Origin of the sequence: Paenibacillus sp. FSL H8-0283, from assembly GCF_045040675.1 — a bacterium.
Taxonomy (GTDB): domain Bacteria; phylum Bacillota; class Bacilli; order Paenibacillales; family Paenibacillaceae; genus Paenibacillus; species Paenibacillus amylolyticus.
Genome location: NZ_CP150295.1, coordinates 3585832 through 3600959, shown reverse-complemented (window position 1 = coordinate 3600959; position 15128 = coordinate 3585832). Strand labels below are relative to the sequence as shown.

The following is a 15128-nucleotide window of genomic DNA, read 5'->3' as shown; positions in this document are numbered from 1 at the left end:
GGGGTTGGTTTGCTGTGACCAAGCTTTTGGATGCTGTGTATTTAGGGCGTCTGCCCGATGTTCGCATGTCTTTTCAATTATTGGGGCTGCATGCAAGAAAAGTAGATTCCAGCTGGACTTATCCGTCTCATGAACATTCAATGTATGAAGTGCACTGGATGATGGACGGGCAGATGAACATGGTTGTCAACGGGCAGTCTTATCGGCAGTCGGTTGGCGACCTTCTGTTCATCCGGCCTGGTATGACCCACTCTTGCACCGGAGCCGGACCAGAGGGGTTCACTTATTTTTCTGTGCATTTCAGCATACACGATACATCCTTTTGCAGAGAACTTAACCGTTGCAAAGACATCTATTATCCGGCAAATTCGAATTTGGCTCTGGGGCTCTCCCCTTCCCTGTCTACCTTGTATAGTTTGGCTACAGAGCATTTGTCTAGCTCGCTATCTTCCTCCAAACAAATGAAGGTACACGCCGCCGTGTTTGAACTGCTCGGTTCCCTGGTCGGTCAGTTATCTCAGCAAGCATCCGTTACGTTGTCGAGAAAAGAAACCATTGCCCATCAGATTGCTGAGCACATTGAGGATTCGGTAAGGTATATCCATCTTCACGGGGAAATTCAGGAGAGCGATCGAACCTGGATTCAGGACATTGCCAAATCGCTGAGCATAAGCCCGTCACAGGTTAATCGTATTTTTCGGGAGGTATACGGCATCGCTCCACGCAAGTTTCTATCCGAAACCCTTCTGAACGAAGCGCAGCGGCTGTTAAAGCAAACCGACTTGAACATAGACCATATTGCGATGATGCTGGGTTATAAGACCAATGCGCATTTCAGCCGCCAGTTCAAGCGGTGGACAGGCATCGCGCCAAGCGAATATCGCAGCCATTCGCAACAGGCCGGAGAAGCCAACGATGCGGATGACTAAAAGTTTAATCATAAAAAAACCAACTATCTGAGCCGCATAGGCTGATCGGTCAACAAAACAGCTACTGGATGACCAGCAGCTGCTTTGTTTTGTCTGGATTGCTTAGATCATGTGTTTGAGGATTACGCTAAAATAAATGATGCAAGGCTTGCACTTCCAGAACCTCTGTACGTAAAATACAAAGCTTGTATACCATCCGGAATGGTCATCTCGACTGAATAGGGTTTCCAATGATTGGTGAAATGTACCGGGATTGTACCCAGGACAGGACCGTCCCATGCGGTTTTGACCTCAAATACCCCGTGACAATATCCCCGTACCTTGATCGAGACCTGGCGAATTCCTCGGCAATCAAAGTATTTAAAACCTGCCGTTGCGGATTCAACCATATTGGCGATATATCCGACTTCTTCATCACCGTCTCTACCATCCTGGGTGATCTTTGGAAAGCGGCTGTCCAGCCAGGCTCCTGCTCCAAAACCTCCAGTGTACTTCTGATCATCTTTGGTCAAAAGATTACATGCAAGATATGCGGGGTACTCGCCTTTTCCTTCAAGCGGTCTCCCACTTGGACCAGAGGAGGTCATTTCCACCTGAGGAATGCTGCCGTCCTCTGCAAAAGATATCTTCTCAATACAGCCCTGCCGGTTGAATGCGTCCCCATTGGTATGACGGTGATAGAAGACATACCAGTCTCCGTTGATCTCCACAATGCTGCCATGGTTATTGCCTCCATAATACATGGGTTTGTCAGTAGGTTTGTAGGAGTCGATATGGAGATCACAGTTGCTTACGATGACGCCCTGATATGTAAATCCTTTATTTGGAAATCGACTGGTGGCATAACATAATTCATGCATAACGATAGAAGAATACACCAGATAGTAGGTATCACCTCTCTTCCGAATGGAAGGCGCCTCAAAAAATTCATGGCCCTCATAACCGCTGCCCTCACTGTAAGGCTCGCTCGGTGCTACGAATATGGGTTCTTCCACAATCGTCAGCATATCCGGACCTAGCATCGTGGCCATCGCGCCATGTCTTGATTGGTCTCCGGCCGCACAGAAGCCGGTATACAGATAAGTGTGCTGTCCTTCAGTCATCACGCCGGGATCGAACTGGGGCTCGTCCCCTTCTCTTTCACCCAGACGAGTGCCGTCGCCATATTGTACATAACCGTAGAATTCATATTTACCGGCAGGTGCATCACATACAGCCACCGAAACAACGGGTACCTTATCCAGCACATAATACAGATAATACCGCCCATCAGGACCCAGCGTAACATCTGGTGCATACAAGCACATATGGCCATTCGGATTCAACGGGTCATCTGTTTTTCGGTAGATCGCCCCTTCATTTCTCCAATTCCCCAGGTCATTCACGGGTGCAGACCAGCATACATAATCGTTCAGACAGAAGGCATGTCCGTTAAAACGGTCATGTGAACCATACACATACACTCTTTCATTGAATACATAAGGCTCACTATCAGGTACGTACTCCCAGGATGGAAGATATGGGTTGAACCCCTGCTTGTTCATTCCAGCTACACTCCTCATATAATTGTAATAGTACATTCGTTCTATGAAATAAAGATAACTCTCGTATAATAGAAAATAGCTTAAGTAGTGTATGGGTTATTCTTTTCTACAACTTAAATATAAAGGGGAAGAACCATGACATCTATTTTTTACGTTGAATGTGACGCGGTACATCAGAATCATTTTGTTTTTGATATCCCTGAAGGGCATGATGCCTGGTTATTAGTCATTACACAGACCCCTGCCCAGTTTTGGGTTGATGGACAACTTAAGGAATACCCGGCTCATTGTGCTGTACTTTTCAAACCGTATCAAAAAATATATTATCGGGCTTGTTCAGAGCGCTATATAAATGATTGGATTCGTTTTGAAAGTGATGAACCGTTTGTAACCGATACCTCCCTTCCGCCAGGCACACCTTTCCCACTGGATGATCCGGAATACTGTCATAAGCTGTTCCAATTGCTTGTTGCAGAGCATTCTTTTCAGAACGATTACCGGGAATCATCCATCAATTGTCTGCTGCGAACCTTGTTCAATAAATTGCTTGAGTCTTGTGTCCAAGAGGATATTAGTCCTCAGCACTATCCTCTGTTGAAGCTTCGAACGGCAATTCATAACCGTCCCAGCCATCCTTGGACAATATCAGAAATGGCGAAGATCATAAACGTCAGCCCGGGGTACCTGCAGTTGATGTACAAGAAATCGTTTGGCCTCTCGTGTATGGAGGATGTTATTCATAGCAGAATACGTTTGGCCAAAGAATATCTCAGACATCATTTGTATACGGTTGCAGAGATTGCCGATCGATGCGGTTACCGTAATGTCGAGCATTTTTGCAGGCAGTTCAAACAAATGACCGGTTCCTCGCCTAAACAGTTTCATAAACGACGTGAAGGTGTCCCGGCTGACTTAACAGATTTGGGATATAAATCTCACTTTTAAGGGGGATGTACTTAGATCTATGGAAAAATTCCCACTCTGTCCAATACGCGTTTACACATACCTTAGCCATCCAATCGGTATAAACGTCATCGAGGTTGTTAGCGTTCTCTGCTGTCATTTTAAGTTAAGGTTTTAGACTGTATGATGCAATGACATATTCTCAAGCATGATTGATCAATTATCATATTGTGATACGCAAATCACACGTGATTCTCGTTATAACCTTGTTATACACCAAAAAGATCTCTTGAGCAGTGAATGCTGAAGAGATCCTCTTTTTATTTTACTCATAAGCAAGAATTACCCATCACTGAAATTACACTGGATCTGGCGTTCCAGTCCTGCTTCTCGATTTCTTAAATAGTAAGATGGCAAGAAGTAAAGCAATGCTTACAGCTCCAAACCCCAACCAATTTAAGTACAGGACAGATGTACGACTGATCACAATCCCACCTAATCCAGATCCCAGTGCAAAACCAAATTGGATAAATGACGTATTTACGCTAAGGGCAATGTCGGGATTACGAGGTGCCAGTGTAACCAGATATAGTTGCTGGGCCGGAGATATGCTCCACGTTGCTAACATAAAAATCATTAAAACCAAGATTAACATGATAAGATTAACTCCAGCTAGAGCAAACAAAAGAAGAGTTACGCCTTGTAACAGAAGGCCTAGACAAATTGTAAACTTTGATCCCTTTGCATCTGCCAATTGTCCGCCCACTTTTGATCCGACAAAGCTGCAAATTCCCGCGAGAAACAGAACACCGCTTATCTCGGTCATAGAAAGAGTGGATGTAGCTTGCAAGAAAGGCGTAATATACGTGAACAGTGTCGAATAGCCGCCGATATACAATAATGTAATAAGCAAGGCAGTCAGAATGAGTGGATTTTTCAAAATGGAGAGCTGCATTCTGAGGGTGATCTTTTCTTCCTCTTTGATTGCCGGAACCTTTTTGTAGATAATAAGTAATGGAAGAACACTTAACAATCCAATGAATATAAATAGAACTCTCCATCCAAACATTTCACTAAAAAATGTGCCCAATGGGACACCGAGCACTAGCGAACTGCTTAGCCCCATCAAAATGATGCCGATGGCATTGCCCCTTTTTTCTTTTTCAACCAGTCGTGTCGATACGGCCATTGCTACTACGGTAGCCACTCCTCCGCTAGCCCCTTGAATAATTCGCACCCATAGTAAAGTTTCGTAAGAAAGGTCAACAAGCATAAGTCCGTTGCTGGCAATAAACACACTGAGGGCGGACAACAGTAACTTCTTGCGATCCATATTTATTGTAATTGCAATGAGAATCGGAGCGATAATGGCCGCTGCCAGAGCGAATACAGTCACCAGTAAACCCACTTCGGAAGTAGATACGCTCAAGTCTGAGGCGATCATTTCTATGACTCCTGTAATAATGTATTCAAGGGTTCCGATCAGAAAAACAGCCAATGCCAAGATATATATAATCCATTTATTTTTCACTTTAATCCACTCCGTCTTCTTCAGTTATCTATTCTTCAGTTATCTATTTAATATTGGAATTTGTATTTCTATAAACTGTACATCTTGTTCTTGAGATAAGGGTAAATATAATTCCCTACCAGCTCCGTTCTCCTTGATCTGATAGTTATTCTTCTCAATCCATGTAGCTAGATGAACACAGGCTTTACAGGCAAAGGTGGCATTGGAACGATAAGCTATGGTGGCCATCATGGGCTCGGCAGGAAGAGTCCGCAGTTGAAATGGGTCGGGAGGTGAGCGCAGATCACAGGTTAAGAAGTAACCTATTTCAAACTCGAACTCTTCCTCTTGTCCTGCGATTTCTTTCCACAAAACAACCTGAGGACCGTCAATCAGTTGGCGCATTTCTTTTGTTAATGACTGATCAAACTGACGAAATAAACTCGGGATCTCCTCTTCCCTCCCACACCCTGTCTGAAAAAGAAACTGCCGAGCACCCTCCTCTTTGATTAGAATTTCTTGTCCAGTTTCGACGTGCCCCTCTTCCTCTATAAGCTGCATGCGTTCCTCAATCCGGACGAGTTTGGCTTGTTCCGTATCGATAATCTGCTGAATTTCGCTTCTTTTTAGCTTAAACATGCCTTGAATATTCTCCAATGTAATATGCTCCTGTAACAGCTGTGTGATTTGTGGCAACGTGAACCCCAATTCTTTATAAATGAAGATTCGGTTAAGCTCGAGAAGCTGATCTGCGGAATAGTAACGGTAACCTGTATCGTGATCTACCTTTCTCGGCTTAAGTATGCCAATCTGGTCATAATAACGCAGTGTTTTTAATGAGACCCTACTTAGCCTGGAAAACGCACTGATTTTGAACAACATATCATCTCCAATCTTTTAACATAATGCGAGTATATAGTTTCCCGTACAGGGGAAAGTCAAGGGTGTATATGCTTCTCATTTGCCTAGCTAAATCAACCACCGTCCTTGTCATCACTCTATGTTGCTGTTAAATGTAAGTCAAAGAACCGTTTCTGAATGAAACGTTCATTTTTTTTGAACAAAAAAATGCCACTCATCGTGGCATTCTCTCGGTACGCATTCAATTATCCTGCTCAGCATTACTAATTTTTTTAAATAAACAGATTATGATTGGCTTGTGATGCTTGTCCAAGATAGTAACCTACGCCACCAATTTTGACTTGGTCTATTAATTCTTCACGCTGAATTCCCATTAAATCCATGGACATTTGGCAGGCAACGATCTCTACTCCTTGTGCAATTGCGCTCTCAATCAATTCCTCCAACGACGGCACATGATGTTTTTTCATCAAACCACGGATCATTTTCGGGCCTGCTCCAAGCATATTCATTTTAGACATGCCAAGCTTCTGGCTCCCGCGAGGTAACATCATATCAAACATACGGCCGATCATATTTTTGGATAACTTCTGCGACTGCTGCTTGCGAATAATACTCAATCCCCAAAAAGTGAAAAATAGGGTTACTTTCCGTCCACTGGCTGCTGCCCCATTTGCAATAATGAGTGAAGCGATCGCTTTGTCCAGATCACCACTAAAAACAACCATCGTGCTGGCAGGATCGCTGATTGGGGCATCGGATACGGGTTGTGCTGTATTTTTAGCAATGACAGACTCAATCGTACCGCCTTTCAGTCTTTCCAACTGCAAGATTGTGGAACCCGACATTGTCGCCCATGCTTTGACATCTTCATAGAATCCTGGATCGGAAGCTTTCACGCGAAGTGTTTCCCCGTTCGAGAGTTGATCCATTTTCTGCTTAACCTGAATTAGCGGACCAGGACAACTTAATCCGCACACGTTCAACTCATGATCAATACGTTGCGGCTGTGTTGAGTCAGTGGGAATAGACTCCTTTTCCACAGGTTCAGGACGGTCTTTTTTTGCAGCAGTAAATGTAGCAGGCTTAAACTGGGCTTGACGGTATGTTTTATAACCACCACTCAAGTTTTTTACACTAAAACCATGCTGACGCAAAATTTGCGAAGCAGTGTAACCACGTAAGCCGACTTGACAGTATAGCCAAATTTCTTTGGATGGGTCTAATTCATCTAAACGTTGACGAAGCTCATCAACTGGAATAGAGATTGAGTCCGGAATATGACCATTTTGATGCTCAATTTCACTGCGTACATCCAGAAGTATCGACCGCCCCGGCTGACGATCAGCCAGTTGATTATAGGTGTACGTCTGAACACGTCCGGTAATCATATTCTCTGCTGCATATCCAGCCATATTCACGGGATCTTTGGCAGACGAATAAGGAGGCGCGTAACACAGTTCAAGCTCTGTTAAATCCCGGACATGTCCTCCAAAATGAATGGCTACAGCAATATCATCAATTCGTTTATCCACTCCATCATAACCGACTGCTTGTGCGCCTAAAATTATGCCTTCAGGAGTAAACAGCAGTTTAAGAGTAATTGCGCTTGAACCCGGATAATACGATGCATGAGAAGCAGGGTGTACGATAACGGTTTGATAGTCCACGCCCAGGCGCTGTAGTGTTTTTTCATTACTGCCTGTCGTAGCTGCGGTCATTCCAAATACTTTGATAATGGACGTACCTTGTGTCCCTTTATAGGTAGAAGGAAGCCCTGCGATACGGTCGGCAACAATACGGCCTTGTTTGTTGGCAGGTCCGGCAAGTGGTATCGTTGCCTTCGTACCATGAATGGTTTCCGTTACTTCGATGGCATCTCCAACAGCATAGATATGTGGCACACTACTTTCCAAGGCTTCATTTACGATAATATGTCCACGTGCACCCAGCGAAACGCCGCTATCTTTCAAAAAATAGGTGTCCGGCGTTACGCCTATCGCAAGAATAACCATGTCAGCTGTCAACACATGACCATCGGCAAGTTCAACCCCTATGCCCTGCTCCAGGGAATGAAATCCCTGAACACGTTTGGAAAACAGCAGGTTTACACCATGATTCTCCATTTCCTGTGCTAATGCGGCTGCTAACTCGGTATCATAGGGTGTGAGTACTTGTGCGTTCCCCTCAATCAGCGTTACATCCAGACCAGCTTCCTTTAAATTCTCAGCCATTTCCACACCTATAAATCCACCGCCTATGACAATCGAAGACTTGTTGTTAGACGAACTTACTTGGTCTTTGATCCGATCAATATCTGGAATACTTCGTACGGTATAAATTAGCGGATTGTCCTTACCCGGCAGATCGGGAATGATCGGTTTTGCACCTGGTGACAATATCAACTCGTCATAACTTTCTTCATATGCACCGCGCTCCTGGGATTGTATCTTAACCACTCGCTTCTGCGAATCAATAGCTACGACCTCACTTCTTGTACGGACATCGATACGAAAGCGATCTGCCATCCCTTTTGGCGTTTGCACCAGCAGACGCTCTCGATCATCGATTGTGCCACCTATATAATAAGGTAAACCACAATTGGCAAATGAGATATAGGGTCCCTTCTCAAAGATAATAATCTCGGCATGTTCATCCAGACGGCGAAGGCGTGCAGCTGCAGATGCACCTCCAGCTACACCGCCAACAATGAGTACTCTTTTGCTCATGATTCACAATCATCCTTTTCAAATAAAGTTTTGATAATCTGTTCAACCCGTTGATCGGCAAGCACATAGTTCACTTCAAGACCATTCCGCTCCGTAGCAACAATACCTGCACTGCGAAGTTTCTGGAGGTGTTGTGAGACTGTTGATTGGGGAAGATCCAGACATTCCTGCATATAAGAAACATTACATTTTTTTTTCATCATCAGTCCCCGCACAATGCATAAACGAATGGGGTGAGACAAAGCTTTCAGCAGATTAGCTGGTTCATCGAACTGTTTAATGTTATTACTGTCAAAAGCGGGAGTGTTCAAAAGTATTCCTCCTAAATCGTTATATCGTAATAATACGATTTATTGATTCGCCTGTCAAATGTATTCTGGATTGAATGCGTTCAATAAGTCGCATACTCGCTCAACCCTACGGCTTTGCTTGTTCCAGGTGGATGATAAAAATGCCTGCCAAAACCGCTAAAAGCGACATTTGACAGGCATTCATGCTGTATCAAGCCTTCATTAAATAGCGATTCAATTGAATTGCTTATTTTAGAGTATAACAGGCTGAATCAGTCCGTCCTTACCAAAAAGAAGCGGGTCCATACATATTTCGCGGTGATAACCCTTTCCAGAGGAGAATCTGGATAGTGGCGTGACAAAACGGTGATAGGCAATCCGGTATTGAACTGTTTCGGAATCATTAAATATACAGTGATGCCCTGTGCCCAGCATGCCCTTCTCGACATTTTTGCTCAGGATTGGGTATCGATAGGTAATTGGACCGTATAACTGCTCTGCCGTACCGTAATTCACATGATAGTCTTCGCTGCCTGTATCATCACAGGACCACGTAAAGTGGTATAGTCCACCCTGCTTCAGCACGGTAACCGCCTCACGAAAATCATGCAAGCCCGCCAGATTGCTCATTGTGTCCTCAACGACACTTATCATGTCTTCACCAAGCTCCACAATGGCACCATGTCCATTGCCAAATAGCAGATACGGTCTTCCATCATCTTCGACATAGATGGAGGGATCAATAGCTTGGCCCATAGTAATGCCCAGACGTTTCAACTGCTCCATTGTGATTAAAGGCTGTGACTCGGCCAGGAATGGACCAATCGGTGTATCTGCTACAGCAACGCCGATGGCACTCTCGCCGTTCAGCATTTTGCCGCAGAAATAAAAATAGAACTTTTCGTTACGGTTGGCTATTGCCGGTGCCCAGGCATTACCGGTTGCCCAGGCGACATCCTCTGTTCCCAGATCAAGGATAACACCTTCATCTTGCCAATGCTTCAAGTCAGAAGAAGAAAACACTTTGAACTGTGTCCCCGACCACCCCTCGAAACCATCTGTTGTCGGATACATATAGTAACGATCCCCAAACTGTGCGACATCAGGATCGGCATATTGTCCGGGAAGCACCTGATGACCATCCCCAAAAGCCGCGAGAAGCCGGCTGCACTCCTCAGCTGTGATTGGCAGGACACTTCCATGCCGCTTTTGAGTCGTTCCCATATCGAATTCACCATCAGGGACGATTCGGAATTCTCCACTTCCCAGATCTGTAGTCAGCAGAGGAAGATAACCCTTGCCTTCAGCAAATCGATCAACAATCAGGCACCATTCCTCCCGGTCATTGAATTTAAAGATTTGAGGTCCCTCCACACCTGCCATAGCCTCCAGTACCGGAGCTTGAAGTGTAACAAATGCCCCTTTGTCGAGAGAGTCTCCTTTTTCTACCCGTATGTTTTTGGTTGTTTCATCCTTGGAGTATCGATAATAAGAGCCATCCGCAGGAAGAATCGTTGTATCAATAATATGATTATCCCGCTCAATGTATTTTTCTGATGCAGAAAACGTACGAAAGTCTTTTGTACGAGCGCTGTATATTTTTTGTTTTCGTTCTTGCTCCTGTGGTTCCTGCGTCGCAGAAGCCCAGAATACAAGAAACTCATCTGCCATTTCATCATACACAGCTTCTGGTGCCCAGACACATCCAGCGCCCTCAACACCTAGTGTAACGTTCCATGGGGATGACCAGTTTACGAGATTGCTGGATTCCCATACGATTACGTCAAGGCTCCCGGCATTAACGGCATGAGTCCATCCTTTGCCGCTTGCGATGCGGAGATCCGTAGCAATCAGATAAAATTTATTATCCTTGACTGAACGAACCAGAAACGGGTCCCGTACCCCCTTTTCTCCAAGGTCTGAAAACAGCACAGGTGAGCCGCCATTAAGATCCTTCCAGTGAAGGCCATCCTCGCTATAGGAGAAATAAACCTGCTCTCCGTCTGGTTGTTCGCCAATAAAATGTACAAAGAGATACCCATCATATTTTGGAGTTGTTTTGGTCAATGGTAAAGAGCCTCCTGAAAATGAAATTGATTTTATATTAACAGTAATATAAAAATGAAAGCGTTCTACTTATGTTGTATCATACTTCAAAAACAGTAGAATGAGTATATTTTTATAATCTCGTATGTTGCAGATCATGTGAATTTTTCGCCGGAAATATATTGCCCTGATTGGAATGTTTGACTTGCTCCTCCTGCAAAGAATTATCACATCCCCTTTATTTTGTTTATTTTACCTCTGGTAAACAAAGTTCTTGGTGTTCATTTACATATAAATGCTAATCTTCTTAATGATGAACAAATGAATATAGATTCATGCATTCATTTTTGTTGTTGAGATATTACGAGGAGGAATCATTGTGAAATTATCCAAAAGAGTATTACCAGCGGTAGCGCTGACTCTGGCTGTATCGGCTTCTACTCTCTTGTCTGCAGGACAAGCAAGTGCCGTTCAAGCTGTAAGTGTGGAGAAAAAACAAATCAAGAACATCATCTTCCTCATTGGGGATGGCATGGGGAGCTCTTATACTTCTGCCTACCGTTATATGAAAGATGATCCTTCGACAAAGGGCATGGATAAAACCGTATTCGACCCTTATCTGGTTGGAGCACAAATGACCTATCCGGATGATGATAAACAAAATGTAACGGATTCCGCTTCCGCAGCAACGGCCATGTCGGCGGGTGTGAAAACCTACAATGCGGCCATTGCGGTTGACCCTGAGCAGAAGGAGGTCAAAACCGTACTTGAGCAGGCAAAAGAAAACGGGAAAGCCACCGGACTCGTGGCTACGTCGGAGATCACTCATGCCACACCAGCTGCATTTGGTGCCCATGATATCAGTCGAAAAAATATGGATGCTATTGCGGACGATTATTATGATGAGTTGATTAATGGCAAGCATAAGGTGGATGTACTTCTGGGTGGAGGGAAATCCAATTTTGTACGCGAGGGTCGTGACCTGACGAAGGAGTTCCAGAAGGCCGGATTCAGCTATGTGACGGATCGTTCCTCTCTCCTCGCTGATAAGAATCAACAAGTTCTTGGACTGTTTGCGGACGGAGGTCTGGACAAGTTGATTGATCGTACTGCTGCAACTCCATCATTGGCTGAGATGACCAATACAGCGATTGATCGCCTCAGTTCGAACGACAAAGGATTCTTTCTAATGGTCGAAGGCAGCCAGATCGACTGGGCAGGACATGATAATGATATCGTTGGTGCGATGAGTGAAATGGATGATTTCGCAGCAGCATTTCAGGCAGCTATTGATTTTGCCAAAAAAGACGGTGAAACACTTGTCGTAGCTACTGCCGACCACTCCACAGGTGGACTTACGCTTGGAAAAGACGGAGAGTACAACTTCTTCGTAGACCCGATCAAAGCTGCACTGCGTACACCTGACTTCATGGCAGCACAAATTGCAAAAGGTGCTTCGGTTGAAGAAACACTGAAAAGTTATCTGAAACTGGAGTTGAAACCTGAAGAGATTCAATCGGTGAAAGAAGCAGCCCAAACTGCGGATGTAACAAAGATTGATAATGCTATTGAAGCGATTATTGATAACCGTTCATTTACCGGCTGGACAACAGGTGGACATACAGGTGAAGATGTTCCGGTCTATGCCTACGGTCCGGCAAGTCATCGCTTCGCCGGTTTGATCGACAACACAGATAATGCCAAGATCATATTTGATATTCTCAGCAAGCACCAATAATTCGACAATAATTCAATAGTTTAGGATCATCCCTTCTCTTCTTTCATCCGAAGAGAAGGGATTTTTTTCATAAAATCCTTATTGATATGCCACTCTACCTTTTTATGAACATCCTTAACCGTAGCCGTTCTATACTTTTCTTTTTTCATGACCGAAACTTGTCCATTCACTTCGAGTAAGGCGTACGCCTATTCCGAATTTGCTAATATGCATTATATCCCATGGAGTTGGTTACCTTATACAACACCACTTGTATTGAAGTGAGAAAAATCCGATAAATGCTGATGCGGCTTATAGTGAAACTACAGAAGTAACAAAGCTTTGGAGGAAAATGGCATGTTAGGAAACATTCTGTTGGGTATGGTCATTCCCATTATATTGGGTGTATGGATTCTGCGTCGGAACTTTACAATCCTTATTCTATATTATCCACTTGGTGTGGCTATTTCAGCATCCATCAACAATATCGGGTTTAATTACTTCTGGAATATTCTGCCGAATACTCATAATCAATCCTTGGCTGCTCTTCCAATGGATCTTGGAGTCTATCCGATCGCTGGTTGCCTGATGATGTATATGATTTCAGAAAAAGGCGCCAAGCCATGGTTGGCGATTCTTGTTGCATCATTGTCGCTGACATTAATCGAATGGGTTGCCAAAATAATGGGGCATGTCATTTATTTTAATGGATGGAACATTCTTTGGACCTTTTTGTCATACCTCCTGCCATTTGTTCTTGCTTATGGTTACAGTAAAATATTGAGGTATACCAAGTGAAGTTTTACTGAAGCTTTCCACTAATAAGGCAGGGCAGATGATATGGGTTAACGCTGATGGGCATACGTGCATATCTTAACTCATATTTGTCTTGGAGGGATTCGTAATGTATGTGGCATATCCGTATGGTTACAGGTACACTTTTACTCCGGTATGGGCAACATCATCAGCCGAAGCACTTGAATTAATCAAAACGGCTGTTCAAGGAGAAAGAAATGATGAGATATTCTATGATTCACTGATTCAGATGTCACCTGATGCCAATCAGGCTGCCATCATCACGAGCATCCGCAATGATGAACGCGGACATAATCAAATGTTCCGCCACATGTACAAGGATCTGACAGGTCAGGAGATTACGGGCGTAAGCAGTGAGCCGGTTGAGACGGTCACCTCTTATCTTGCCGGACTGCAAAAGGCGTTTCAGGGTGAATTGGCCGCCGTGGAAAAGTATAGAAAAATATGGTTTGGTCTCCCTTATGGCATATATAAAGACACGGTGTGGGGAATCATCCTGGACGAACAGAAACATGCGGATAAATATAACAATCTGATTACCTACAATTTGCCGAGATAGTCATGTATGGGATAAATAACGCGCGTATTCTTTTAGTGATGAACAATTGAAATCAGCAAAAAACCAGTGAATGAGTAAAGCTCACTGGTTTTTTTCCTTTGCTGAGTCTCTCTTATATAAACTTGCTATCAAATGCACTCTTCCAACGTATCAGGTTCCACATGAACGTGAACGGTGTATACGTCATGTTCCTCCATTAACTCGTTCTCTACGTCTGTACAGATATCGTGTGCTTGTTGAAGATCCAGCTCAGCATCAACTGTTATGACAACATCCACTACAACGTTATTGCCATAGTTCCGCGCTCTCACGTCTTTAACTGTCTCTACGCTGTCAATTCCGGCAATCGTTTTTTTGTACTCCTGAATCAGTTCAACATCAAAACCATCCGTCAGATGATGTGTGGCTTCCTTGAAAATGTCCCAAGCGGTCTTGCAGATCAGGAAACCTACGATGACAGCCGTTACAGGGTCCAGCCATGGGAGGCCGAACTGGGAACCCACGATCCCAATGACCGTACCGGTGCTCACCCAGGCATCGGAGATATTATCTCGAGCTGCAGCCATGACTGCCTGACTTTTAATACGAGTAGCAAGTCTCTTGTTATAGCGATAGACCAGATACATGATAACTGCGCAGAAAATGCCTGTGTACCCAGCGATGATATCCGGAGATTCATGTTTACCCTGAAACACAGAACCAATGGCTTGAAACAGTACTTGTAAACCTACTGCCATCATAATGAAAGAAGCAACAAGTGACGCAACGGTCTCTGCTCTCCAGTGACCATATGTATGATCTGTGTCGGCTGGGCGTTGGGCAAGCTTCAAACCGATCAGTACAGCTATTGAGGCCACAATATCGGTGGCATTGTTTAATCCATCCGCCTTGAGCGCTTCTGATCCGGCCATACTGCCAACGATCAGTTTTAATACGGTCAAACATATGTAGGCGATAATGCTGATGATAGCTCCGCGCTCCCCCAGCTTTAAATTATCGTATTTAAGTTGATCCACATGATATCCTCCTGCAATCTTCAATTCAAGCACGTGTATGATGGTACCATTGAAGATTTGTGTGGGTCTAGAGAAACGTTTTGAGTGTGACGAAACATAATCTGAACGCGGCAATTTTTTTACGAGCATCCAAAAAAGTTGGATTTGGCAAACTTAAGTGATTAATGGGTGGTAAGAGGAAGGTGGCCGACTGCCTTCCCTTGTAACC

13 protein-coding genes are annotated in these 15128 nt (G+C 44.2%); 5 read left to right on the top strand and 8 right to left on the bottom strand.

Translation table 11 applies throughout. The annotated features are described in order from the left end of the window. Positions 1–14 precede the first annotated feature (14 nt). Complete coding sequence (locus MHI52_RS16120) at positions 15–929, top strand: AraC family transcriptional regulator (RefSeq protein ID WP_076253159.1); 915 nt, start codon at positions 15–17, stop codon at positions 927–929. Positions 930–1051: 122 nt separating this feature from the next. On the opposite strand, the gene MHI52_RS16115 is transcribed toward MHI52_RS16120, so the two are convergent. Continuing rightward, complete coding sequence (locus tag MHI52_RS16115; protein WP_076253158.1) at positions 1052–2473, bottom strand: family 43 glycosylhydrolase; 1422 nt, start codon at positions 2471–2473, stop codon at positions 1052–1054. 135 nt (positions 2474–2608) lie between these two features. Here MHI52_RS16115 and MHI52_RS16110 point away from each other — a divergent pair, with 135 nt between their 5' ends. Further along, positions 2609–3418 carry an AraC family transcriptional regulator gene (locus MHI52_RS16110; protein WP_076253157.1) on the top strand — a complete coding sequence of 270 codons (810 nt, stop codon included), beginning with the start codon at positions 2609–2611 and terminating at the stop codon, positions 3416–3418. Between the two features lie 316 nt (positions 3419–3734). Here the strand turns inward: MHI52_RS16110 and MHI52_RS16105 are convergent, their stop codons facing one another. From MHI52_RS16105 to MHI52_RS16085, 5 genes are all read right to left on the bottom strand, one after another. Further along, entirely contained in the window at positions 3735–4907 is a 1173-nt protein-coding gene (locus tag MHI52_RS16105; protein ID WP_076253156.1) for an MFS transporter, read from the bottom strand. A 39-nt stretch (positions 4908–4946) separates the two neighbouring features. Next, positions 4947–5765: a MerR family transcriptional regulator gene (locus tag MHI52_RS16100; protein ID WP_076253155.1), complete on the bottom strand. Its 819-nt coding sequence runs from the start codon at positions 5763–5765 to the stop codon at positions 4947–4949. A gap of 254 nt (positions 5766–6019) precedes the next feature. Then, positions 6020–8476, bottom strand: a complete 2457-nt coding sequence (locus MHI52_RS16095) for an FAD-dependent oxidoreductase (protein WP_076253154.1) — start codon at positions 8474–8476, stop codon at positions 6020–6022. Beyond that, a complete protein-coding gene (locus tag MHI52_RS16090; RefSeq protein ID WP_036615511.1) occupies positions 8473–8787 on the bottom strand; it encodes a helix-turn-helix transcriptional regulator in 315 nt (104 codons plus the stop codon). Before MHI52_RS16090 ends, MHI52_RS16095 begins: the two co-directional genes overlap by 4 nt. 231 nt (positions 8788–9018) lie before the next feature. Next, on the bottom strand, positions 9019–10833 hold the full coding sequence (locus tag MHI52_RS16085; protein WP_076253153.1) for a family 43 glycosylhydrolase: 1815 nt from the start codon (positions 10831–10833) through the stop codon (positions 9019–9021). A 352-nt stretch (positions 10834–11185) separates the two neighbouring features. On the opposite strand from MHI52_RS16085, the gene MHI52_RS16080 reads away from it, so the two are divergent. Then, complete coding sequence (locus MHI52_RS16080) at positions 11186–12550, top strand: alkaline phosphatase (protein WP_076253152.1); 1365 nt, start codon at positions 11186–11188, stop codon at positions 12548–12550. Between the two features lie 26 nt (positions 12551–12576). Here the strand turns inward: MHI52_RS16080 and MHI52_RS16075 are convergent, their stop codons facing one another. After that, positions 12577–12699: a hypothetical protein gene (locus MHI52_RS16075; RefSeq protein ID WP_256720127.1), complete on the bottom strand. Its 123-nt coding sequence runs from the start codon at positions 12697–12699 to the stop codon at positions 12577–12579. A 187-nt stretch (positions 12700–12886) separates the two neighbouring features. Between MHI52_RS16075 and MHI52_RS16070 the strand changes: the two genes are divergently transcribed. Both MHI52_RS16070 and MHI52_RS16065 read left to right on the top strand, forming a co-directional pair. Beyond that, entirely contained in the window at positions 12887–13327 is a 441-nt protein-coding gene (locus tag MHI52_RS16070) for a CBO0543 family protein (protein WP_076253151.1), read from the top strand. Between the two features lie 106 nt (positions 13328–13433). Next, positions 13434–13904, top strand: coding sequence for a ferritin family protein (locus tag MHI52_RS16065; protein WP_076253150.1), 471 nt, complete (start codon positions 13434–13436; stop codon positions 13902–13904). A 128-nt stretch (positions 13905–14032) separates the two neighbouring features. Here MHI52_RS16065 and MHI52_RS16060 read toward each other — a convergent pair whose 3' ends face one another. Then, a complete protein-coding gene (locus MHI52_RS16060) occupies positions 14033–14920 on the bottom strand; it encodes a cation diffusion facilitator family transporter (RefSeq protein ID WP_076253149.1) in 888 nt (295 codons plus the stop codon). Between the last annotated feature and the right edge of the window lie 208 nt (positions 14921–15128).